At 67.3% G+C, this 22394-nt stretch carries 20 protein-coding genes; 15 read left to right on the forward strand and 5 right to left on the reverse strand.

Going from position 1 to position 22394, the window contains the following annotated elements; all coding sequences use genetic code 11:
* The first annotated feature begins 8 nt into the window (after positions 1-8).
* Together IHE47_RS07425 and IHE47_RS07430 are read left to right on the forward strand one after the other, a co-directional pair.
* Positions 9-368 carry a DUF1304 domain-containing protein gene (locus tag IHE47_RS07425; protein WP_255523486.1) on the forward strand — a complete coding sequence of 120 codons (360 nt, stop codon included), beginning with the start codon at positions 9-11 and terminating at the stop codon, positions 366-368.
* A gap of 46 nt (positions 369-414) precedes the next feature.
* Positions 415-759: a TfoX/Sxy family protein gene (locus IHE47_RS07430; RefSeq protein ID WP_192105259.1), complete on the forward strand. Its 345-nt coding sequence runs from the start codon at positions 415-417 to the stop codon at positions 757-759.
* Positions 760-800: 41 nt separating this feature from the next.
* Here IHE47_RS07430 and phnN read toward each other — a convergent pair whose 3' ends face one another.
* The 3 genes from phnN to phnF are packed head-to-tail and all read right to left on the reverse strand — an operon-like array spanning position 801 to position 2772.
* Positions 801-1388 (reverse strand): phosphonate metabolism protein/1,5-bisphosphokinase (PRPP-forming) PhnN, encoded by a 588-nt coding sequence (gene phnN / locus IHE47_RS07435; RefSeq protein ID WP_192105260.1) that lies wholly within the window; start codon positions 1386-1388, stop codon positions 801-803.
* Entirely contained in the window at positions 1385-2041 is a 657-nt protein-coding gene (locus IHE47_RS07440) for a DUF1045 domain-containing protein (RefSeq protein ID WP_192105261.1), read from the reverse strand. The genes phnN and IHE47_RS07440 overlap by 4 nt, the downstream gene beginning before the upstream one ends.
* Positions 2041-2772, reverse strand: a complete 732-nt coding sequence (gene phnF, locus IHE47_RS07445; RefSeq protein ID WP_192105262.1) for a phosphonate metabolism transcriptional regulator PhnF — start codon at positions 2770-2772, stop codon at positions 2041-2043. The genes IHE47_RS07440 and phnF overlap by 1 nt, the downstream gene beginning before the upstream one ends.
* 136 nt (positions 2773-2908) lie before the next feature.
* Between phnF and phnG the strand changes: the two genes are divergently transcribed.
* The 9 genes from phnG (at position 2909) to IHE47_RS07490 (ending at position 13796) form a co-directional block, all read left to right on the forward strand.
* Complete coding sequence (gene phnG / locus IHE47_RS07450) at positions 2909-3355, forward strand: phosphonate C-P lyase system protein PhnG (protein ID WP_192105263.1); 447 nt, start codon at positions 2909-2911, stop codon at positions 3353-3355.
* Complete coding sequence (gene phnH / locus IHE47_RS07455; protein ID WP_225561691.1) at positions 3355-3939, forward strand: phosphonate C-P lyase system protein PhnH; 585 nt, start codon at positions 3355-3357, stop codon at positions 3937-3939. The genes phnG and phnH overlap by 1 nt, the downstream gene beginning before the upstream one ends.
* Entirely contained in the window at positions 3940-5139 is a 1200-nt protein-coding gene (locus tag IHE47_RS07460) for a carbon-phosphorus lyase complex subunit PhnI (protein WP_192105265.1), read from the forward strand.
* Positions 5136-5969 carry an alpha-D-ribose 1-methylphosphonate 5-phosphate C-P-lyase PhnJ gene (locus IHE47_RS07465; RefSeq protein ID WP_225561692.1) on the forward strand — a complete coding sequence of 278 codons (834 nt, stop codon included), beginning with the start codon at positions 5136-5138 and terminating at the stop codon, positions 5967-5969. The genes IHE47_RS07460 and IHE47_RS07465 overlap by 4 nt, the downstream gene beginning before the upstream one ends.
* Positions 5966-6736: a phosphonate C-P lyase system protein PhnK gene (gene phnK, locus IHE47_RS07470; RefSeq protein WP_192105267.1), complete on the forward strand. Its 771-nt coding sequence runs from the start codon at positions 5966-5968 to the stop codon at positions 6734-6736. The genes IHE47_RS07465 and phnK overlap by 4 nt, the downstream gene beginning before the upstream one ends.
* Positions 6733-7434 carry a phosphonate C-P lyase system protein PhnL gene (gene phnL / locus IHE47_RS07475; protein WP_192105268.1) on the forward strand — a complete coding sequence of 234 codons (702 nt, stop codon included), beginning with the start codon at positions 6733-6735 and terminating at the stop codon, positions 7432-7434. The genes phnK and phnL overlap by 4 nt, the downstream gene beginning before the upstream one ends.
* A 38-nt stretch (positions 7435-7472) precedes the next feature.
* Positions 7473-8615 carry an alpha-D-ribose 1-methylphosphonate 5-triphosphate diphosphatase gene (locus tag IHE47_RS07480; protein WP_192105269.1) on the forward strand — a complete coding sequence of 381 codons (1143 nt, stop codon included), beginning with the start codon at positions 7473-7475 and terminating at the stop codon, positions 8613-8615.
* Positions 8616-9035: 420 nt separating this feature from the next.
* Positions 9036-11705 carry a TonB-dependent receptor gene (locus IHE47_RS07485; protein ID WP_192105270.1) on the forward strand — a complete coding sequence of 890 codons (2670 nt, stop codon included), beginning with the start codon at positions 9036-9038 and terminating at the stop codon, positions 11703-11705.
* A 78-nt stretch (positions 11706-11783) separates the two neighbouring features.
* On the forward strand, positions 11784-13796 hold the full coding sequence (locus IHE47_RS07490; RefSeq protein WP_192105271.1) for a tetratricopeptide repeat-containing sulfotransferase family protein: 2013 nt from the start codon (positions 11784-11786) through the stop codon (positions 13794-13796).
* A 270-nt stretch (positions 13797-14066) separates the two neighbouring features.
* Here the strand turns inward: IHE47_RS07490 and IHE47_RS07495 are convergent, their stop codons facing one another.
* Positions 14067-15326, reverse strand: coding sequence for a DUF5690 family protein (locus IHE47_RS07495; RefSeq protein ID WP_192105272.1), 1260 nt, complete (start codon positions 15324-15326; stop codon positions 14067-14069).
* 471 nt (positions 15327-15797) lie between these two features.
* Here IHE47_RS07495 and IHE47_RS07500 point away from each other — a divergent pair, with 471 nt between their 5' ends.
* The 4 genes from IHE47_RS07500 to IHE47_RS07515 all read left to right on the forward strand — a co-directional run bounded on the left by IHE47_RS07500 (position 15798) and on the right by IHE47_RS07515 (position 20373).
* On the forward strand, positions 15798-18209 hold the full coding sequence (locus tag IHE47_RS07500) for an alkaline phosphatase family protein (protein WP_192105273.1): 2412 nt from the start codon (positions 15798-15800) through the stop codon (positions 18207-18209).
* 73 nt (positions 18210-18282) lie between these two features.
* The gene (locus IHE47_RS07505; protein WP_343227455.1) at positions 18283-19578 is read left to right on the forward strand and encodes a cytochrome c peroxidase; all 1296 of its coding nucleotides are present in this window, start codon (positions 18283-18285) and stop codon (positions 19576-19578) included.
* Positions 19579-19647: 69 nt separating this feature from the next.
* On the forward strand, positions 19648-19998 hold the full coding sequence (locus tag IHE47_RS07510) for a DUF3147 family protein (RefSeq protein WP_192105274.1): 351 nt from the start codon (positions 19648-19650) through the stop codon (positions 19996-19998).
* A 27-nt stretch (positions 19999-20025) separates the two neighbouring features.
* On the forward strand, positions 20026-20373 hold the full coding sequence (locus IHE47_RS07515; protein WP_192105275.1) for a VOC family protein: 348 nt from the start codon (positions 20026-20028) through the stop codon (positions 20371-20373).
* 140 nt (positions 20374-20513) lie between these two features.
* Here IHE47_RS07515 and ilvD read toward each other — a convergent pair whose 3' ends face one another.
* Positions 20514-22388: a dihydroxy-acid dehydratase gene (gene ilvD / locus IHE47_RS07520; RefSeq protein WP_192105276.1), complete on the reverse strand. Its 1875-nt coding sequence runs from the start codon at positions 22386-22388 to the stop codon at positions 20514-20516.
* Between the last annotated feature and the right edge of the window lie 6 nt (positions 22389-22394).

Genomic DNA, 22394 nt, shown 5'->3' on the forward strand with positions numbered 1-22394 from the left:
AGGTTATGTTGGCAACGATCTCCGTAGTCGTGGTGCTGCTGGTGGCCATGCTGCACGGCTATTTCCTGGTGCTGGAAATGTTCCTGTGGGACAAGCCGGCCGGGTTGCGGGCCTTCGGCCAGTCGAAGGAGCGGGCGGCGGCCACCAAGGTGCTCGCCGCAAACCAGGGCCTGTACAACGGTTTCATCGCCGCGGGGTTGCTGTGGGGCGTGATCCAGGGCGCGGCGGGCTACGAGTTCAAGTTGTACTTCCTGTCGTGCGTCGTCGTCGCGGGCGTCTATGGCGCCGTGACGGCGAGCCGCAGGATCCTCTACGTGCAGGCGCTGCCCGGCCTGCTTGGGCTGTTGCTGGTGCTTTTCTCGCGCTGAGCGGCGGCAGGCGACACGACCCGATCCAGGCTGAGGTTTCCCGCGCATGGCCACCGACAGCGGCTTCATCGAATACGTGGGCGAGCAGGTCGCGCTCGGCGACCGGTTCACACACAAGAAGATGTTCGGCGAGTACGCGCTGTACGTCGACGGCAAGGTGGTCGCCTTCGCCTGCGACAACAGCCTGTTCGTGAAGCCTTCCGCGGCGGCGTCGACGCTGGCGCCGAAGTTGCCGCAGCGCCCACCGTATCCCGGCGCCAAGGACTATCCGGTGGCCGACGAGCTGCTGGATGATTCGGACGCGATCCGCCGCCTGCTGCTCGAAACCGCGGCGCTGATGCCGGTGCCGAAACCCCGGAAACCGGTGGCGGCAGGCAAGCGCGGCAAATAGCCTGCGCGCGACTCGCCTTGCGCTGAGGCCGGCGAATGTCCTTACCGCACCAGCGCGGGAGCGGGTGCATGTTGCCGCCCGACCAGCGAGTCGGGCCGGATCGCCTGCAGCAAACTCGATCCGGCTTCCGCGAGGCAACCGTCGTTGTGGATGACGATGCTGTCTGGCGGAGCCGGATAGGCATCCAGTCGCGCGATGCGCGCGGCGATCCCGGCTTCCGATTCGCGTCCACGCGCGGCGAGGCGGCGGGCGATCGTCTCGGGTCTTGCGGTGATCAACACGGGGCGCAAGGCGGGAAAGCGCTCGCATGCCAGCGCCAACGCGCCGCGCGAGCCATTCACCAGCACATCGGCGCCGTGCGCCAGCCAGTGCCCCACTTCGCTGCCGATGCCGTAATGCAGGCCGTGCGCTTCCCAAGTCAGTGCGAACAGGCCGCGCTGCTCGCGCGCGTGGAACTCGGCCATGCTCAGCGCGACATGGTTCTCGCCGCCGGCATGCGCGGGCCGGGTGATGTAGCGGTGCGCGCACAGCACGCCCAGCGGCACGCCGTGTTCGCGCACCCACGCCAGCACGCTGTCCTTGCCCACGCCGGACGGTCCCATCACGTAATACAGGCAGCCCGCGCTCATGCCGCCGCTCCCGCGCCGAACGGAATCCGTTCGAGCGACTCGAACGGCTGGCCGGGCGCTGGTTCCCGGCAGATGACCAACGCATCGATGCGCGCGACCGGTCGGTCGGCCAGCCTTGGCGCGAACCATGCGCGCATCGCGTGTGTCTCGGTGTCGCTGGCCGGCGCGGATACCGTCATGTGGAAGCGGTAGCGATCGAGTACGTAGGGATAGCCGTACTGGCGGAACAGCGCGAGCTCCGCGGCGTCGAGATGCGGCACGCGCCGCTGCCAGCTGGCCTCGCTGTTCGGCGCGCGCAGCGGGTTGAGGCGGCGCACGCAGTGTTCGGCCAGGCGATGGACGTCTTGTTCGTCGCCACACGGCCGCAGCGCGAGAAAGCCCGCGAGGCTGTCCAGTTGCATGGGGAGTTCGATGACGCTGGCGTGTCGCGCGATATCGGCGACTTCGCGGCGCAGCTCGTCGTAGCCGGCCGCCTCGGCCAGCGCGAACGGCGCGCACAGCGTGGCGTGCCAGCCGTAGCGGCGCACGTTGGCGGTCAAGGTGCGCCAACGCTCCGGCGCGATGCCCGCGATGTGTCTGGCGGACAGCCATTCGCGCCCGAGGAGGTCCAGCCCGCTGCCCGCGGGCGGGCAGAAATACACGGCATAACGCATCAGTGGCCCGCCATCAGCACGAGTTGCACCCAGTCGCCGGAGAAGCGCGTGATGCCGTATTGCACCGGCATGCCGCGCGTGTCGACGTTGATCGATTGCACGTGGAGCACGGGCCGGCTTGCCGGCTGCTTCATCAGGCGCGCGGTGTTGGCGTCGGGCAGGCGTGCGGAAACCCGGGTGTGCTTGCGCTCGTAGTCGGCCACGCCGAATTCGGCCAGCGCGCGGGTGACCGAGCGCAGCCGGCGGTACACGGCGGGGAAGTCGGGAAAGCGTGCGACGGGGAAGTAGGCGGTGCTGTAGTCGACGACATGGCCGTCGGCATGGTCCAGCGTCTCGATGCGGTAGACGTATTCGTGGCGGCCCAGGCCCAGTGCCTGCGCGACCTTCGGCGGCGCGATCTCGCGCGCTTCCTCCAGGAATTCCATGTCGGCTTCGACATTGAGGTTGCGCATGTTCTGCGCGAAGCGCGTGCGGCGGCTGATGAGGTAATCCATCGTCTGCTCCTGCACGAAGCTGCCGCGCCCCTGTTCGGTGCGCACCAGGTTGCGTTCCTCCAGCGCGGCGATGGCGCGGCGCACGGTGTGGCGGTTGACGTCGAAGCGCGCGGCCAGCTCCTGCGCCGACGGCAGTTGCGCGCCCTGGCGCGGCTGCCCCTTGAGGATCTCCGACGCGAGGATGCCGCTGATCTGGCTCCACAGCGCGACGCCACGTCCGCGTTCGATTTCGCTCATACCACGTCCTCAACCTGTCTATTCACCGTCATGGCAACGGCACGCTGGCCTGCTGCAATGGCTCACAAGGGGCGCCGTGCAGGCGCCGCTGCCTGTCTAGATAACTAGACATTTGTGACAAGCCGAGGAACACCCGATGGACACCTCCCCCCACCTGGCGCGCCCGCACTGGATGTCGCTGCTGGCGCAGGCCGATCCGGCCGAGCTGGTGCAGGCGATGGGCGCCTTCGCGCCGCCGGCCGACACCGCGTGGCTGCGTCCGGCGCAGACCGGCCTGTACATGTTGCGCGGCCGGGTCGGCGGCACCGGCCCGCAGTTCAATTTCGGCGAGATCACCGTCACCCGCTGCAGCGTGCAGGCCGGCGGCCACATCGGCCATGCCTGGGTGCGCGGCAGCGATACGCGCCACGCCGAGCTGGCGGCGCTGGCCGATGCGATGCTGCAGGATGCCGACAGGCATGCGTCGCTGCGCATGCAGGTGGTCGAACCGCTGCGCCGTGCGCTGGACCGTCGTCGCGACGAGGCCAGCCGCAAGGCCGCCGCGAGCAAGGTGGAGTTCTTCACCGTGGTGCGGGGCGAATGATGCTGGCCGCCTTTGCCGATCCCGTGTTCGACAGCCAGCGCAGCTTCCGCGAGTTGCTGCAGGCGATGGCGCGCCCCGCCATGCCGCGCCCGTTGCCGGTGTTGCCGCCCGCGCCCGCGCCGGTCGCGCCGGCCGCGATGGCGATCATGCTGACGCTTTGCGATGCGACCACGGCCGTCTGGCTGCAGCAGCCGGAAGACGAGGCGATCCGCCACCTGCGTTTCCATGCCGGCCTGAAGCTGGCAGACCGGCCGCAGGATGCCGACTTCGCGCTGGTCACCGATCCCGCGTCGATGCCGCCGCTGGATGCGTTCGCGCGCGGCGACATGCGCTATCCGGATCGCTCCGCCAGCCTGATCATCCAGGTCGCGGCGATAAATCCCGCACCCGTAGACGGGGCGCATGAGTTCGCCGGCCCGGGCATCCGCGAAACCGAAACCGTCGCCATCGACGGCTTGCCTGCCGACTTCTGGCAGCAGCGTGCCGCACTCGCCGCGCTGCTTCCGCTCGGCATCGACCTGTTCTTCGTCGCCGGGCAGCAGGTGCTGGCCCTGCCGCGCACGACGCGCCTGCTGGAGGGCTGAATGTACGTTGCCGTGAAAGGCGGCGAGCAGGCGATCGCCCGCTCGCTGGAACTGCTGGCCGAGGCGCGCCGCGGCGACGCCGCCGTGCCCGAACTGGAACTCGCGCAGATCCGCGGGCAACTGCGCCTGGGCGTGGCGCGCGTGATGCAGGAGGGCTCGCTGTACGACGAGGAGCTGGCCGCGCTGGCGATCCGCCAGGCCGCCGGCGACATGCTGGAAGCGATCTTCCTGCTGCGCGCCTATCGCACCACCCTGCCGCGCTTCGGCTACACGCTGCCGCTGGACACCACCGCGATGCGCGTACGCCGTCGCGTCTCGGGCACCTTCAAGGACATTCCGGGCGGGCAGGTGCTGGGTCCCACCTACGACTACACGCAGCGCCTGCTGGATTTCGATACCGCGGTCGCAGCAGAGGTGGCGCCGGCCGATGTGCCGTTGCCGTCGGACATGCCGCGCGTGCTGGACCTGCTGGATGCGGAGGCGCTGATCGAGCGGATCGAACCGGGCAGCGATCCGGAACCGGTCGACCTCACCCGCGAACCGCTGATGTTCCCGGCCGACCGCGCGACCCGCCTGCAGAACCTGTCGCGCGGCGACGAAGGCTTCCTGCTCGGCATGGCGTATTCGACCCAGCGCGGCTATGCCGAAAGCCATCCGTTCGCGGGCGAGATCCGCATGGGCGAAGTGGATGTGGTGATTTGTCCGGAAGAGCTGGGCTTCGTCATCGAGATCGGCAGCATCGTGCTGACCGAATGCCAGATGATCAACCAGTTCCACGGCGGCAACGGCGTGCCGCCGCAGTTCACCCGCGGCTACGGCCTGACCATGGGCGAAGGCGAGCGCAAGGCGATGGCCATGGCGCTGGTGGATCGCGCGTTGCGCTGCGACGAGCTCGCCGAGCCGAACCATGCGCCCGCGCAGAACCAAGAGTTCGTGCTGTCGCATTCGGACAGCGTGGAAGCCTCCGGTTTCGTGCAGCACCTGAAGCTGCCGCATTACGTGGATTTCCAGGCGGAGCTGTCGCTGCTGCGCACGCTCGCGGCACAGCATGCGCGACACGCTCCTCCCCCTGCGCCGCAGGGGGAGGCTGGGAGGGGGTGCTCTGGCTCTGAAGGCACCTCATTGCAAGATGGCTTGACCCCTCCCCAACCCTCCCCTGCTTCACAGGGGAGGGAGCCGACCGAGGTGTGCGGAACATGACCTACAACTTTGCCTTCCTCGACGAAGACACCAAGCGCATGTTGCGCCGCGCGCTGCTGAAGGCCGTGGCGATTCCCGGCTACCAGGTGCCGTTCGGCAGCCGCGAGATGCCCTTGCCGTACGGCTGGGGCACCGGTGGCATCCAGGTCACCGCGGCCCTGCTCGGGCCCGACGACGTGCTGAAGGTGATCGACCAGGGCGCGGACGACACCACCAATGCGGTGAACATCCGCCGCTTCTTCCACCGCGTCGCGGGCGTGGCCACCACCGAGCACACGGCAGAGGCCACCCTGATCCAGACCCGCCACCGCATTCCTGAAACATCGCTACGCGAAGATCAGATCCTTGTATTCCAGGTGCCCGAGCCCGAGCCGTTGCGCACCTTGGAACCGCGCGAAGCCGAGACGCGCACCCTGCACGCACTGGCCGACTATGGATTGATGCACGTGAAGTTGTACGAGGACATTGCCCAGTACGGACACATCGCCACCAGCTACGACTATCCCGTGCTGGTCGACGGGCGCTTCCTCACTTCGCCGTCGCCGATCCCGAAGTTCGACAACCCCAAGCTCGACCGTTCGCCGGCGCTGATGCTGTTCGGCGCCGGACGCGAGAAGCGGCTGTACGCGATCCCGCCGTACACGCGCGTGGAAAGCCTGGCCTTCGACGACCATCCGTTCGAGATCCAGCGCTGGGAGCATCGCTGCGAGCTGTGCGGCTCCGGCGAAAGCTATCTGGACGAGGTCGTCGTGGACGATCGCGGCACGCGCATGTTCGTCTGCTCGGATACCGATTTCTGCAGCGGTCGCCGCACGGAGGCGCAAGCATGAGCGCGCTGCTGCAAGTACGCGGGCTGGGCCGCCATTACGGCCAGCGCATCGGTTGCGAGGACGTGAGCTTCGACCTGCATCCGGGCGAGCTGCTGTGCATCGTGGGCGAATCGGGTTCCGGCAAGTCGACCCTGCTCAACACGGTGGCCGCGCAACAGGCGCCGTCTGCCGGCTCGGCGTGCTATCGCCAGCGCAGCGGCGGCTGGCTCGAGCTGGGCGCGCTGGGCGAAGCCGACCGCCGCCGCCTGGCGCGCGAGGAGTGGGGTTTCGTCACGCAGAATCCGCGCGATGGCCTGCGCCTCAACGTGAGCGCCGGCGCCAATGTCGCCGAACGCCTGATGGCGCTGGGCATGCGCAACTACGCCCAGTTGCGCGACATCGCGCGGGGCTGGCTGGAGCGGGTGGAGATCGATCCTGCGCGCATCGACGACGCGCCGACCAGCTTTTCCGGCGGCATGCAGCAGCGCCTGCAGATCGCGCGCACCCTGGTGACGCAACCGCGATTGGTGTTCATGGACGAGCCCACCGCCGGTCTCGACGTCTCGGTGCAGGCGCGCATCCTCGACCTGCTGCGCCGGCTGGTGAACGAACTCGGCCTGGCCGCGGTGATGGTGACGCACGACCTGGCCGTGGCCCGCCTGCTCGCCGCCCGCACCCTGGTGATGCAGGGCGGGCGCGTGGTCGAAACCGGGCTCACCGACCAGATCCTCGACGACCCGCAACATCCCTACACGCAACTGCTCGTTTCCTCGGTGCTGACCACATGACCGCTGACCTGATGCTCGAACTGCGCGACATTGGCAAGTCGTTCGAACTGCACCACCAGCACGGCGCGCGCCTGGACGTGCTGCGCGGGCTGGACCTGCGCCTGCACGCGGGCGAATGCGTGGTGCTGTCCGGCCCCTCCGGCGCGGGCAAGAGCACGCTGCTGCGCGTGATCTACGCCAACTACCGCTTGAGCTTCGGCGCGGTGCACCTGCGCCACGCCGGGCGCTGGCTCGACCTGGCCAGGGCCACGCCGCACGAGGTGCTGGAGGTGCGCCGCCACACGCTCGGCTACGTCAGCCAGTTCCTGCGCGTGATCCCGCGCGTGCCTGCGCTGGACATCGTCGCCGAGCCGCTGCTGCAGGCGGGCATGGGCGAAGGGGAGGCGCGTCGTCGCGCCGGCGACCTGCTGCACCGACTGAACGTGCCGGAGCGCCTGTGGCTGCTGCCGCCGGGCACCTTTTCCGGTGGCGAACAGCAACGCGTGAACATCGCGCGCGGCTTGATCGTGCGCCGCCCGATCCTGCTGCTGGACGAACCCACCGCGTCGCTGGATGCCGCGAACCGCGATGTGGTGGCGCAACTGCTCGCCGAAGCACGTGCCGACGGTTCGGCGGTGCTCGGCATCTTCCACGACGAAGACATGCGCGACCGCGTTGCCACGCGCCTGTTCCCGATGCAGGCGCTTGAAGCTGCCTGATCCCCTTTGAACCCGCAGACCCTGGCGTCGAGACCACCATGAACGATTTAGCTTTGACCAATGCGCGCATCGTGCTCGACGATGGCGTCATCCACGGCACCCTGATCGCCCGCAACGGCATGATCCGGCTGGTGGAGGAAGGATCGACGCAGGCGCCGGGCGCCATCGACTGCGAAGGCGATTACGTCATCCCGGGCTTGATCGAGCTGCACACCGACAATCTCGAAAAACACCTGATGCCGCGCGCCGGCGTGTTGTGGCCCTCGATCCCCGCCGTGCTGACGCATGACGCCCAGGTGGTCGCCGCCGGCATCACCACGGTATTCGACGCGCTGTCGGTGGGCGACGTGGAAGAGGAAAGCGTGCGCATCGATACCTTGCGCAGCACCTACGACGCCATCCTCGATGGCCAGTCCAGCGGCGCATTGCGCGCCGACCACTGGATCCACCTGCGTTGCGAGCTGGCCTATCCGCGCCTGCTGGAAACGCTGGAACCGCTGATGGACCACGGCAGCGTGCGGTTGGTCTCGCTGATGGACCACACCCCGGGCCAGCGCCAGTACCGCGACCTCGCGCAATACCGCAAGTACTACAGCAAGAACCACATGAGCTGGACCGAAGACGAGTTCGCCGAGGTGGTGAAGCGCCGCACCGAACAGCAGGCGCAATACAGCGCCCGGCATGAAAGCGCCGTGCTGGCCATGGCCCACGGCCGCGACGTGGTGCTGGCCAGCCACGACGACACCGATGCGCGGCAGGTGGAACACGCACAACGCATCGGCGTGACGATCTCCGAATTCCCGACCACGCAGGAAGCCGCCGACGCGGCGCATGCGCATGGGCTCACCACGATCATGGGTGCGCCGAACGTCGTGCGCGGCGGCTCGCACTCGGGCAACGTCGCGGCGCTGGAGCTGGCGCGCACCCACCGCCTGGACATGCTGTCGTCCGACTACGTCCCGGCCAGCCTGCTGCACGGCGCCTTCCTGCTGCATGCGCAGGCCGGCTGGTCGATGCCCAGGGCGATGGCGACGGTGAGCCGCAATCCGGCGAAGGCGCTGGGTTTCGACGACCGCGGCTCGCTGAAGGCCGGCATGCGCGCCGATGTGGTGCGCATGCGCGAGGTGGCTGGCCTGCCGATCGTGCGTAATGTCTGGGTGGGCGGGCAGCGCGCGTTCTGAGCTTGTTCCATCGCTTGCCTTGCAGGCGGCGGCATGACGGCAAGCTGCAATGGGCATCGTGGAAAGCAGGGGTCAAACCCTGCTTTTTCATTTTCGATCGCCGCGTCCGCAGGTGCCGCCGTTGCACGACAACGGCGGATCGTTGGCCCGCGCGAACGGCCGCGCGAAACCCATCGCGTCGCGCAATTTCATGCGCGTTTCCGCGCGAAATGCATGCCCTGTTCGCGCGCGCGAAAGATCTCCCGAAGCCGCGCGCATCCGCGGCGCAATGCACACCGGCAAAGACGATAGACAGCCGACGAACTTGGCTAGGCCAAGTCACAGGCGTTTCATCGCCGCTCCCTAGCCTTCCCCGGGTTGCAGCATCAGGCCTTTGTGCCGGCACTTTTCCGTTAATACACCCTTGAGGGGGATGCCATCTTGAAGATCAATCCAATCACCTGCGCGGTACTGGCCGCGCTCGCGGTAAGTCGCGTGTCCCATGCCGACACCACCACGCCGCCGGCTCCGGCGGCCCAGCCCGCCGCGGCGGTCACCCAACCGTCGCAGCCGACGCCGTCCGCCAACTCCGGCGCGGCCAACACGCCCAGCACGGCCAACGCAGCCACGCTCGGCACGGTCAACGTGACCGCGCAGCACACCGTGCAGGACATCCAGCAGGTGCCGATCACGATCCAGGCCTTCACCGGCGCCACGCTGCAGCAGCTGAACGTCCAGGATTTCCAGGACATCATCAAGTACCTGCCCAACGTGACCTTCGCGACGAACGGTCCGGGCCAGGGCAACATCTACATGCGCGGCCTCAGCACCGGCTTCCTCGGCAACCAGTCCAGCGCATCGATCGCGCCGTTCCCGAACGTCGCGGTGTACCTCGACGACCAGTCGATGCAGTTCCCGGCGCGCAACCTCGACATCTACATGGTCGACATGGAGCGCCTCGAGGTGCTCGAAGGTCCGCAGGGCACGCTGTTCGGCGGTGGCGCCGAGGCGGGCGCCGTGCGCTACATCACCAACAAGCCCGACCTCGACAAGGTCAGCGGCAGCGCCGAGGCCAGCGCCGGTGCCACCGCCGGTGGCGGCCCGAACAATTCCGCCAACGCGGTGCTGAACTTCCCGATCATCCCCGGCACGCTGGCCGTGCGCGGCGTGATCTACAACGACCACCAGGGCGGCTACATCGACAACGTGCTGAGCACGTTCACGCGCCAGCCCACCGATGGCGGCGGCGCGATGGCGCCTTACGTGGCCGCCGGCAGCGCCGCGGGCACCAACAATTATTCCGTGGCGCAGAACAACTGGAACCCGGTCGACTACCAGGGCGCACGCCTGTCCGCGCTGTGGAAGATCAACGACGACTGGAACTTCCTGATCGCCGAGAGCTACCAGAACCTGGACGCGAACGGCCAGTCCTCGACCTACCCGGTCGGCACGGATGGCCAGAAGCTCGGCACCGACCAGATCACCTCGTTCGTGCCGGCCTGGAACAACGACCACTTCACCAACACCTCGTGGACCTTGAACGGCCAGGTCGGCGACCTCTCGCTGGTGTACACCGGCGGCTACACCAACCGCCGCATCAGCGAGCAGCAGGATTACACCAACTACTCGCGCAGCGCGGGCGGCATGTACTACCAGTGCACCGGCACCTCGGCCGGCCTGTCCAGCGCCGGCAAGCCGATCTGCTATTCGCCAGTCGGTTACTGGAATGACCACGTCAACAGCACGCACCAGAGCCACGAGCTGCGCCTGATGACACCGGAAGACGGTCGCCTGCGCGCCATCGGCGGCCTGTACTACGAAGATTTCAACATCGACGACCACATGGACTTCAACTACAAGACGATCCCGTCTTGTACGCCCGCGAACCTCGCCGCGGCGCTGGCCGGTGGCTATCCCTGCGTGGCCGATGCGGAATCCTCACCGGGCGTGGTGATGCCCGACAACACCGCGTTCGGTGAAGTCGAGCACCGCGGCTACAAGCAGGAAGCGGTGTTCGGCTCGGTGTCGTACGACATCGTCCCGGACGTGCTGACCGTGACCGCCGGCACGCGCTACTACCACTATTCCGAATGGCAGACCGGCACGGAGTTCTACACCACTACCGCGCAGGTGAACGTGCCCAACGGTACCTACGTGGGCAACGACTCGGTGATGAACTACCACCAGGACTACCACGGCTTCAAGAGCCGCGCGAACCTGCTGTGGAACATCACGCCGGACATGATGCTGTACTACACCTTCTCGCAGGGCTTCCGCCCTGGCGGCTTCAACCGCACCACCTCCGATGTGGCCAAGCTCGACGGCGTGGCGCAGTACAAGAAGCCGACCAGCTACGCGCCCGACACGTTGACCAACAACGAGATCGGCTTCAAGTCCACGTTCTTCGACGACCGCCTGCTGCTCAACGCCTCGATCTACGACATGCGTTGGGACAACGTGCAGATGCAGTTCTTCAACCCGTTGGTGCTGGGCAACACCACCTTCGCGGTCAACGGGCCGAACTACAAGGTGGACGGCGGCGAGCTGCAGTTCCAGGCGCGCATCACCGACGGCCTGTCGCTGATGGGCTCGGCGTCGCTCAACCACGCCAAGCAGACCAACTCGCCCTGCCTGGTCGACAACATCCCGGGCTCCGCCGCCTACAACTCGTGCATCGTCGAGACCGGTGCAGTGGGCGCGGTGTCGTCGTTCGCCAACCCGTTCGGCGAAGTCGGCAGCGTGCCGGCCTTCTCGCCGCGCTCGCAGTACAACCTGCGCCTGCGCTACGACTGGACGCTGGTGGACAACTACAAGGCGTTCTGGCAGGTCGGCGCCAGCCACATGGGTTCGATGTACAACCAGCCGGCCACCTATCCGAGCGGCGACGGCGTGACCGACATCACCACGGTGGAGCTGCGCTACCTGCAGGCCGCCTACACCACTTACGACGCGTCGATCGGCGTGGCCAAGGACAACTGGAACATGTCGATCTTCGGCACCAACCTCGGCAACAGCCACGCCAGCACGTTCACCTCGTCGGCCGAATTCATCGAGTCGCAGGTGCCGATCCATCCGCGCGTGATCGGCTTGAAGGTGGGCTTCAAGTTCTGACCTGCTTGTCTCCCCGGGCAGGACAGTAGAATTGGGATGGGCGCAAGCCCATCCCGTTTTTTCGAGATCGTATCCGTGATGAATGCCAAGGCAGCCGATCCGCTCGCGACGCCGGTGGAACACGCGATCCGGCGCGCGCAGCAGCTGCAATCGGAAGGCCGCCACGAGCAAGCCTTGCAGGCGGCCGAAGCGCTTGCCGCTGAGATGCCTGAGCATCGCGACGTGCTCTACCTCATCGCCAGGAGCCAGCGTTACCTCGGCATGACCGATGCCGCGCTGCAGACGCTGGCACGGATGGAACAGTGGCACCCCCATTTCAGCCGCCTGCACGAGGAGCGCGGCCACTGCCATGTCGTCAAGCGCGATGCGCCGCGCGCGATCGACGCCCTGCTGCGTGCGGTCAACACCAACCCCGCGCTGCCTTCGAGCTGGAACCTGCTCGAAGGCCTGTACCGCATGACCGGCGACGCCGCCAATGCCGCGACCGCCGCGGCGCATGTCGCCACGCTCAAGAAGCTGGCGCCGGAAGTGGTGCGCGCCACCAGCCTGTTCTCGGATGGCGACCTGGAGCCCGCCGAGCACACCATCCGTCCCTACCTGCTGCGGGTCGGCAATGACGTGGAAGGCATGCGCCTGCTCGCGCGCATCGGCCTGGCTCGCGACGTGCTGGACGACGCCGAGTTGCTGCTCGAAGCCGTGCTCAAGCTGGCGCCCGACTACCACATGGCGCGCTTCGATTACGCGCAGGTGCTGTTCGCGCGGCACCTGTACCAGCGCGCCTGCGCGGAGGCGGAAAAGTTGCTTGCGATCGATCCGCAACATCTCGACTACCGTGCACTCTACGCCAGCGCCAGCGTGGGCCTTGGCGAACACGAACGCGCCATCGCCTTGTATCGCGAACTCCTGCGCGACATGCCGGACGCGGCCGACCTGCACCTGTCGCTCGCGCATGCGCTGAAGACGCAAGGGCGGCAGGCCGAGGCCATCGAGGCCTACCGCGCCGCCACGGCGGCGCGCGCCGACTTCGGCGATGCGTACTGGAGCCTCGCCAACCTCAAGACCTATCGTTTTTCGGACGACGAGATCGCGCGCATGCAAGCCGGGGAAGCATCGCCGGCCACATCGCTCGCCGACCGCTATCACCTGTGCTTTGCGCTGGGCAAGGCGCTCGAAGACCGCGGCGACTTCACAGTATCGTGGCAGCACTACGAACGCGGCAATGCGCTCAAGCGTTCCGAGAGCCGCTACCGCCCGGAGATTTTCGAGACAAACACGCGCAGGCAGATCGAGGTCTGCACGCGCGAATTATTTGCCAGCCGCGCGGGTGCCGGCGATGCCAGCGCGGAGCCCATCTTCATCGTCGGCCTGCCACGTGCCGGCTCCACGCTGATCGAACAGATCCTCGCCTCGCATTCGCAGGTCGAGGGCACGCAGGAGCTGGGTGACATCCCGCGCATCGCGCTCGACCTGCAGGGCCGCGATCCCGATCTCGACGACCCACGCTATCCCGGCGTGCTGGCCGAGCTGCCGCCCGACGAATTCCGCCGGCTGGGTGCGAAGTACCTGCGCGACACGCGCGTCTACCGCAGCGGCAAGCCGTATTTCATCGACAAGATGCCGAACAACTTCCGACACCTCGGCCTGATCCACCTGATGCTGCCCAACGCGAAGATCATCGACGCGCGGCGCGAGCCGATGGCCTGCTGCTTCAGCAACTTCAAGCAGCTGTTCGCCAGCGGCCAGGAGTTCACCTATGGCATCGGTGACATCGCACGCTACTACCGCACCTACCTCGAGCTGATGCGGCACTGGGACGAGGTGCTGCCGGGTCGCGTGCTGCGCGTGCATCACGAGGACGTGGTGGACGACCTGGAAGGCAGCGTGCGCTGCATCCTGGATTTCTGCGGCCTGCCGTTCGAACCGGGCTGCCTGGAGTTCCACAGGACCGCGCGCAGCGTGCGCACGGCCAGTTCCGAACAGGTACGCCGCCCGATCTTCCGCGACGGCATCGACCAGTGGACGAACTACGCCGCCGAGCTGGCACCGCTCAGGGAGATGCTTGGCGATGCGCTGCTGCGCTATCGCGAGTGATCGCCGCTACTGCGGTCCGCGCCAGTCTTGCCGGCAGTGACTTTTCCCTTCTCCCGTCGGGAGAAGGTGGCCCAGAGGGCCGGATGAGGGTTCGGGCGAAGCGAGGCATCACAGCCATCTCGAAACTTGCAGTCCGCTCCAAGCCCGAACCCTCACCCCAACCCCTCTCCCGTCGGGAGAGGGGCTTCAAGCCACTGAGCCCTGCCGCCCATCCGGTTGCTGGATGATGGTCGGGACAGGCGAGCGTTTCCGGTTTTCCTTGCAGGTACTTCAAGCCACCGCCGGCAACGCAATCGGCGCGCGCGCGCGTCGCGCCTTCTCGTGGAAGTAGAGCGCCGACACCAGCGTGATCAACATGCCGATGCCCGACAGTGTCATCACCGTGTCGGCGTAGAACGAGGCCCACGAAAGGTGCATGCCGCCGAATTCCTTCACCAGGATCACCAGCACGCTGCCCATGTAGCCGCCGCTGTCGGCGATGTACATCATGAAGCCCACGTTGCCGGTGACGCGGAACGTCGCCAGCATGCGTTCGAAGAACGTGGCGTTGTACGGCACGTAGGCCAGGTAAAGCCCGAAGCCGCTGAAGCCGACCCAGCCCACCGGATCGATCATGCCGTGGCGATGCAGCCAGGTCGAAAAGACCGCGATGGCGAAGCCGCCGAAGATCAGCGCATGGTTGAGCATCAGCGCCCTGAGGTTGTCGCGCACGGCCATGGTGAAGGCGGTGATGATCAGCACGGCGATGGCGATCGGCACTTCCGTCTCGGTGAACACCGACGCATCGCCGCCGCGGCCGAGGTCGGCCCAGATCTCCGCTGCGAAGTTGTCGCGGAAATCGCGCGTCACCGTCAGCGCCACGTAGGCCATCACGATCATCGCGATGCCGGGCAGGAAGCGCGCAAGGAACGCGCGCCGCGCCGTCGCGTCCATCGGGATGCGCACGCTGCGCGCCGCGACGTCGGCGGCATCGGGCGCGGGCAGGTGTTCGAGTACCCACGTGGCCAGGCAAAGCGGCGCGACGAACACGGCGCCGGTGGCGAACGGCATCCAGAATTCGCTGACGTGCCAATCCACCATCAGCCACGTACCCACCGATTTCACCACGCCCGATCCGACGATGAAGCTGGCGCACATGCACGCGCCCATCAGCTCCGTGCCGCGGCGGCCTTCCAGGTAGCCGAAGATCACACCCCACACCATGCCCAGCGGCAGGCCGTTGAGGAACAGGAAGGGGATGTTCCAGGGCGCAGGAACCAGCGCGAAGGCGAGCAGGGCGATCCACGAGAAGCCGATCAAGCCTGCCAGCGTGCGTGCGCGGCGCTGGCGCTGGATTTCCGCGATCCAGGTGATGCCGCGCACCTTGCTGAGCATGTAGCCCATCACCTGTGCGATCACCAGCCACACCTTGTAATCCACGCCAGCGACGTGCATGCCTTCGAACGTGGCCGCCGTGAACGGTTTGCGGAAGGCGTACATCGACGCATACGCCAGGAACGCGGCGCTGCCCGCGACCAGGTTGATCGTCATGGGATGACGGCGAATGCGCGACAAGAACGACACGAGAGCCACCCGAGGCCAGCCGATCCGGCAATCCGGAAAGGTTGGCGGTCCCGGGTTACAGTCGCGTGGCGGTGGCTAGCCGCCCGGGCGGCATGGTCTAGGTCGCGATTTCTTGCAGCAGTGGAGTGGTGGATGGATGGCCGCGGGCGGATCGCACACACATCTTCAATGTGCATGGCAGATGACGGCATGCTGCCAAGCAGCGAATTGGGGCGCGCCGTGCCATGCCATGGTCACGTGGACGCAAGCGGAGTTTCACAAAGCCTGACCAGCATGACGACCCTTCGCCGCCATGCTTGCGCCAGGGCGGTCCGCGATGGACCGCATGGGGAGCTTCGGGTTGCGCCCGGACGCGAGCATGCATGACCGTTTCCACCGGGCATCCGCCGCCGGCTCCGTGCCGCGCGGCGGATGTCCATTCGCCTGCCGAGATCGCCGATGAAGCGTTGCCTGTTGCCACTCGCCCTCCTGCTGTCGCTGAGCGCCTGCCACCCGCAAGCCACGCAAAGCCATGTCGTCGTCAGCGGCGTGGTCGGCGGCGCGGTGCCGGTGGCCGGGGTGCCGGTCACGGCCACCGATCATGCGGGCCACCGCACGGTATCTGGCGTGACGGATGCGCAGGGCCGCTTCTCGTTCGTCCTCGATGGCGTTGGCCCCTTCGTGCTGACCGCGCCATCCGGCGACGACGATGGTGCCCCGGCGATTTTGTCCACGGCCTTCGCGCCCGCGGCGGGGCAGGCATCGGCGGTGGCGAACCTCGATCCGGTCAGCACGCTGCAAGCCCAACGTGCGCTGGGCGCAGTGCTGGATGGAGCGCCGGATGCGGCGCAGATGGCCGGCCTCGATGCTGCGCGCATCACCAACGCGGCCAAGGATGTCGCCGGCGTGCTCGCGCCGCTGTATGCGGCATTCCATGTGCCGGCCGATGCGGCGAACGGTCGGGCAGGCGACGCGTCGTTCCATGCCGATGCCGGCAATCCAAGGACTGCGCTGTTCTCGGTTGTCCACTTCGACCTGCGCCATGGCACCGTCAGCGTGGGCAGCGATGCCGACCGCGCCGTCGTTTCCATTCCCGCGCAAGGTACGCCGTCCGCGGCGGTGCCGGCGCGCGCGGCGGCTTCGGCGCTGGCCCTCGCGCAGGGCCCGACCAGCACGCCGATCCAGCACGTCATCGTGGTGATCGGGGAGAACCAGACTTTTGATGGCCTGTTCGGCGGCTACGCGCCGGCGGCCGGGCAAACGGTGAAGAACCTGCTGTCCGAAGGCATCATCAAGGCCGACGGCACGCCCGGGCCGAATTTCGCATTGGCCGCGCAGAGCAAGGGCGCGCCGGTGCAGGCCTACACCCTGCAACCCGAGCGCGCGGGCAGCTACGCCACTTTGCCGCAGCCACTGCAGATCGGTGAAATGAATCCGGTCACCTTCGAGAACGCCGCCGGCACGCCGGACACGCGCTTCCCCGCCGACCTGCCCAACGGCCCGTTCCAGATCACCCGCTACGTGCCGTACCGCGACGCCGGCAAGGACGGCCTTGCGGCGACGGTGGTGACCGGCGACCCGGTGCACCGCTTCTTCCAGATGTGGCAGCAGACCGGCGGCGACAACGCCAGGTTGGACATGTTCACCTGGGTGGCGGCGAACACCGGCATGGGCGGCGACACCAAGGGCGTGAGCCCGGCCAACCCGTCGCAGGGCGGCGAGCTGATGGGCTTCATGAACATGTCCGCCGGCGACGCGCCGCTGTTCGATGCGCTGGCGCGGGACTATGCGCTGGGCGACAACTACCACCAGTCCATCATGGGCGGCACCGGCGCCAATTTCTTCGCCATCGCCACCGCCGACGTGCCGTTCTTCAACCAGGACGGCCAGCTCGCCGTGCCGCCGGCCAACCAGATCGAGAACCCCGATCCGATGCCGGGCACGCCGAACTTCTATACGCGCGACGGCTACTCGGGCGGCTCCTACGTCGACTGTTCCGATCCGAAGCAGCCGGGCGTGGCCGCCATCCGCGCCTTCCTCGACGCGCGGCACATCCCCAGCAAGTGCACGCCCGGCGCCTACTACCTGGTGAACAACTACAACCCCGGCTACGACATGGATGGTCGCCCGGAACCGATCGGCCCGGACAACTACACCTATCCGCCGCAGACCGTGCCGACCATCGCCGAGGCGCTGGCGAAGCACGGCGTGAGCTGGAAGTGGTACACCGGTGCGCGTGACGCAGCAGACGTCGCCGCACAGGCGGCCGCGTGGCACATGCCGGTCGCGAAGGCGCAGATGCTCCAGTACAACAACATCGGCGATCCGCTGGTGGCCTCCGCGAAGGTGATGGGCGATCCCGCGCTGAAGTCCGGCCTCGCCGGCCTCGCCACGCTCGACAGCGACCTCGCGCACCACACGCTGCCGGCGGTGTCCTTCGTGGTGCCGATGGGCTTCGACAGCGGCCACCCCGGCTATTCGGCGCCGGCCAGCTATGAGGCCTTCGTCAAGGACCTGCTGGCCAAGGTGCAAGCCGACCCGGCACTGTGGGCGCATACCGCAATCCTGGTCACCACCGACGAGGGCGGCGGCCATTTCGACACCGGCTACATCCAGACGCTGGACTTCTTCGGCGACGGCCCGCGCATCGCGATGCTGGCAGTCTCGCCGTATGCGCGCAAAGGCGTGGTCGACCATGCGTACGGCGATCACGCCTCGATCCTGAAGTTCATCGAGCGCAACTGGCGCCTGCCGCCGCTGTCGCCACGCAGCCGCGACAACCTGCCGGACCCGGTGACCACGGCCGCCCATCCATACCGGCCGACCAACGGCCCGGCAGTCAGTGATCTGATGTCGATGTTCCAGTTCTGAGCGGTCGCCACGCCGGTGACTGCACGGTAGCGAAGCGATGCGTTTTCCGCGGATGGCAGGTCATCGAAACAGGGTGCTGGTCGTCGCGACCGTGCTGATGGCGGCCGGCGGCCTTGGCGGCGCATGGCCAGCGGCACGCGCCGACGGACAAGCTGCCGCGACGGCGCCCGCGCCCGTGGCGACCGATGCCGCGATCGACGCGGCGGTGCGCCAGTGGGTGCGCTATCCGCAGCTGCCGGCCGCGTTGAGTCCACGCGCGGCGCTGGGCAAGGCGCTGTTCTTCGACACCGCGTTGTCCGCCTCGGGCCGGATGTCCTGCGCCAGCTGCCACGATCCTGCGCATGCCTATGGCCCGCCGAACGGATTGGCCGTGCAATCCGGCGGTCCGGACCTGCATCGCGCCGGCACGCGCGCGGTGCCTTCGTTGCGCTATCTGGACAACACGCCGCTGTTCAGCCGGCACTTCTACACGCCCGGCTCCGAGGATGCCGAATACGAAGGGCCGACCGGCGGCTTCAACCGCGACGGCGCGGCGGCCTCGCGCCAGCAGCAGGCCGCGGTGCCGCTGCTCAGTGCAGACGAGATGGCCAATGCATCGCCCGCAGTGGTGGTGGCGTCGGTGCGCGATGGTGCGTTGGCGCGCCGGTTCGAACAGGTCTTCGGCGCGGGCGTGTTCCGGGATGCGAAGCAGGCGTTCGTCGACATCGGCGCGGCACTGGAAGCTTTCCAGGCCGAAGACCCGAGCTTCCATCCCTACACCAGCAAGTTCGACGCGGTGGTGTCGGGCCATGCGCGCTTCACTCCCCAGGAGCTGCGCGGCTACGCGCTGTTCAACGATCCGAAGAAAGGCAATTGCGCGGCCTGCCACATCGACGTGCCGGGGCCGGGCGGCCGGCCGGCAGTGTTCACCGACTACGCCTACGAGGCGCTGGGCGCGCCGCGCAATCCGGACATTCCAGCCAACCGCGACCCGCGCTACTACGACCTTGGCTTGTGCGGCCCCAAGCGACAGGACCTCGCCGGGCAGGCGCAGTACTGCGGCATGTTCAAGACACCGACCCTGCGCAACGTCGCCACGCGCCAGGTGTTCTTCCACAACGGCTACTTCCACACGCTGGACGCGATGATGCATTTCTACGTCGAGCGCGACACCGACCCGCGCAAGTGGTATCCGGTGGTCGGCGGCAAAGTGCGGAAGTTCGATGACCTGCCGCCCCGCTACCGCGCCAACGTCGACCACAGCGATGCGCCGATGGATCGCGCACCGGGCGACAAACCCGCGCTCGATGCGCTGGAAATTGACGACATCATCGCTTTCCTCGGCACACTGGATGATGGCTATACGGCCAAGGCTGGCGGGGCGCCATAAGGAAGCAGTCGCCTTCGCGCAGGTGCCGTTCTACGATGCGCTTCCATCGCAACGACAGGCGGCGCAGCCATGCTGCAATACGCATTCAAGGTCATCATTTCGGCCCTCGTCATCGTGGCTGTGTCCGAGCTTGGAAAGCGCAGTTCGTTCTGGGGCGCGCTGCTCACGTCGCTGCCGCTGACGTCGCTGATGGCGTTCATCTGGATCTGGCGCGATACAGGCAATGCCGAAGCCATCGCGTCGCTGTCGCACGGCATCTTCTGGATGGTGATCGCCGCGCTGCCGCTGTTCCTGATACTGCCGGCCCTGCTCAGGAACGGGGTGTCGTTCTGGCCGGCACTGGGGCTTTCGTGCCTCGTCACTGTCGGCGTGTATTTCGCGCTGACGTGGGTGCTTGGGCGCTTCGGCGTACGCATCTGAAAATTCCGGACACTGCGGGGAGCCGACATGCCCAGATCCCTCGATCACATTGCCCTGGTGGTGCGCGATCCCGCGCGCAGCGCACAGTTGTTTGCGCAGGTGTTCGACGACGCGCGGGTGCAGTCCGGCGAGGGTGATCACGACACCCTGATTTGGCTGGGTGGTGTGTGTCTGGTGCTGGCGCGTGGCGAGCCGCCGGCAACGCGCAACGGCGACCACATCGCCTTTGCGGTGAGCAAGGTCGAGCAGCTGGCCTGCGCCGAGCGGTTGCGCGAGGCGGGTATCGAATGCCTGATGGCTCGCGGCGACAGCGCGCTGTATTTCGACGATTACGACAACCACGTATTCGAGCTGGACGTGATCGAAGGCGGTTGATGCCGCGTCATCGGTCCGGCCAGCAAATAGTGGGTAACGGTGTCCTTCGACTTCGCTTCGCTACGCTCAGGACGAACGGCAGGTGCATCGCCATGCCTGTTTGTGCAGGCATGGCGTCAAAAACTGGATTGTTGCTGCGGTCAGGCCGACGTTTCGTCGGTGTGGGTTGCACCAAGCCGGCTCAGATCGCGCACCGCGCCGTTCGCCGCGTTCGAAGCCATCGCCGCATAAGCCTGCAAGGCCACGGAGACGGGTCGCACGCGATTGACGGGCTTCCACGCTGCGCGGCCACGCGCCTGCATCGCGGCGCGGCGCGTGGCGAGGGTTTCCTCCGGCAGGTCGAGGCGGATGCCGCGGTTGGGGATGTCGATGGCGATGGGGTCGCCGTCTTCGACCAGCGCGATCAGACCGCCTTCGGCGGCTTCCGGCGAGACGTGGCCGATGGACAGGCCCGAGGTGCCGCCGGAGAAGCGGCCGTCGGTGATCAGTGCGCAGGCTTTGCCCAGACCCTTCGATTTCAGGTAACTGGTGGGGTAGAGCATCTCCTGCATGCCGGGGCCGCCGCGCGGGCCTTCGTAGCGGATCACCACCACGTCGCCGGCCTTCACCTTGTTGCCGAGGATGCCGCTCACGGCGGCTTCCTGGCTTTCATACACCTTGGCGGTGCCGTGGAAGACGAGGATGGATTCGTCCACGCCCGCGGTCTTTACGATGCAGCCTTCCGGTGCGAGGTTGCCGAACAGCACGGCGAGGCCGCCGTCCTTGCTGAAGGGGTGTTCGGCGGAGCGGATCACGCCGCGCTCGCGGTCGGTGTCCAGCGTTTCCCAGCGCGCGGCCTGGCTGAAGGCGGTCTGCGTGGGCACGTTGCCGGGGGCGGCGCGGTAGAAGTGGTGGGTGGCTTCGTCGTTGCTGCGTTGCACGTCCCATTGCGCCAGCGCATCGCCCATGGTGGGTGCGTGCACGGTGGGGCGGCTGGCGTCGATCAGGCCTGCGCGGTCGAGTTCGCCGAGGATGCCCATGATGCCGCCCGCGCGATGCACGTCCTCCATGTGCACATCGCTCTTGGCGGGCGCCACCTTGCACAGGCAGGGTACGCGGCGCGAGAGGCGGTCGATGTCGGCCATGCCGAAATCCACGCCGCCTTCGCGAGCGGCGGCCAGCAGGTGCAGCACGGTGTTGGTGGAGCCACCCATGGCGATGTCCAGGCTCATCGCGTTCTCGAATGCGGCGCGGTCGGCGATGCTGCGCGGCAGGACGCTGGTGTCATCCTGTTCATACCAGCGGCGTGCGAGCTCGACGACGACATGGCCGGCACGGCGGAACAATTGCTCGCGGTCGGCGTGTGTGGCCAGCACCGAACCGTTGCCGGGCAGCGCCAGGCCCAGCGCCTCGGTGAGGCAGTTCATCGAGTTGGCGGTGAACATGCCGGAACAGGAGCCGCAGGTGGGGCAGGCCGAGCGTTCCATCGTCGCCACTTCGGTGTCGCTGTAGCTGTCGTCGGCGGCGGCGACCATCGCGTCGATCAGGTCCAGTGCCTTCTTCTGGCCCTTCACCAGTGCCTTGCCCGATTCCATCGGTCCGCCGGAGACGAATACCGCGGGGATGTTGAGGCGCATCGCGGCCATCAGCATGCCGGGCGTGATCTTGTCGCAGTTGGAGATGCACACCAGCGCGTCGGCGCAGTGCGCGTTGGCCATGTATTCCACGCTGTCGGCGATCAGCTCGCGCGACGGCAGCGAATACAGCATGCCGCCGTGGCCCATGGCGATGCCGTCGTCCACCGCGATGGTGTTGAACTCCTTGGCCACACCGCCCGCGGCCTCGATCTCGCGCGCCACGAGTTGGCCGAGGTCCTTCAGGTGCACGTGGCCGGGCACGAACTGCGTGAAGCTGTTGGCCACCGCGATGATCGGCTTGCCGAAGTCCCCGTCCTTCATGCCGGTGGCGCGCCACAGGCTGCGCGCGCCGGCCATGTTGCGGCCGTGGGTGGTGGTGCGGGAACGGTAGGCAGGCATGGGGTT

Origin of the sequence: Rhodanobacter sp. DHB23, assembly GCF_014842975.1 — a bacterium.
Lineage (GTDB): Bacteria > Pseudomonadota > Gammaproteobacteria > Xanthomonadales > Rhodanobacteraceae > Rhodanobacter_A.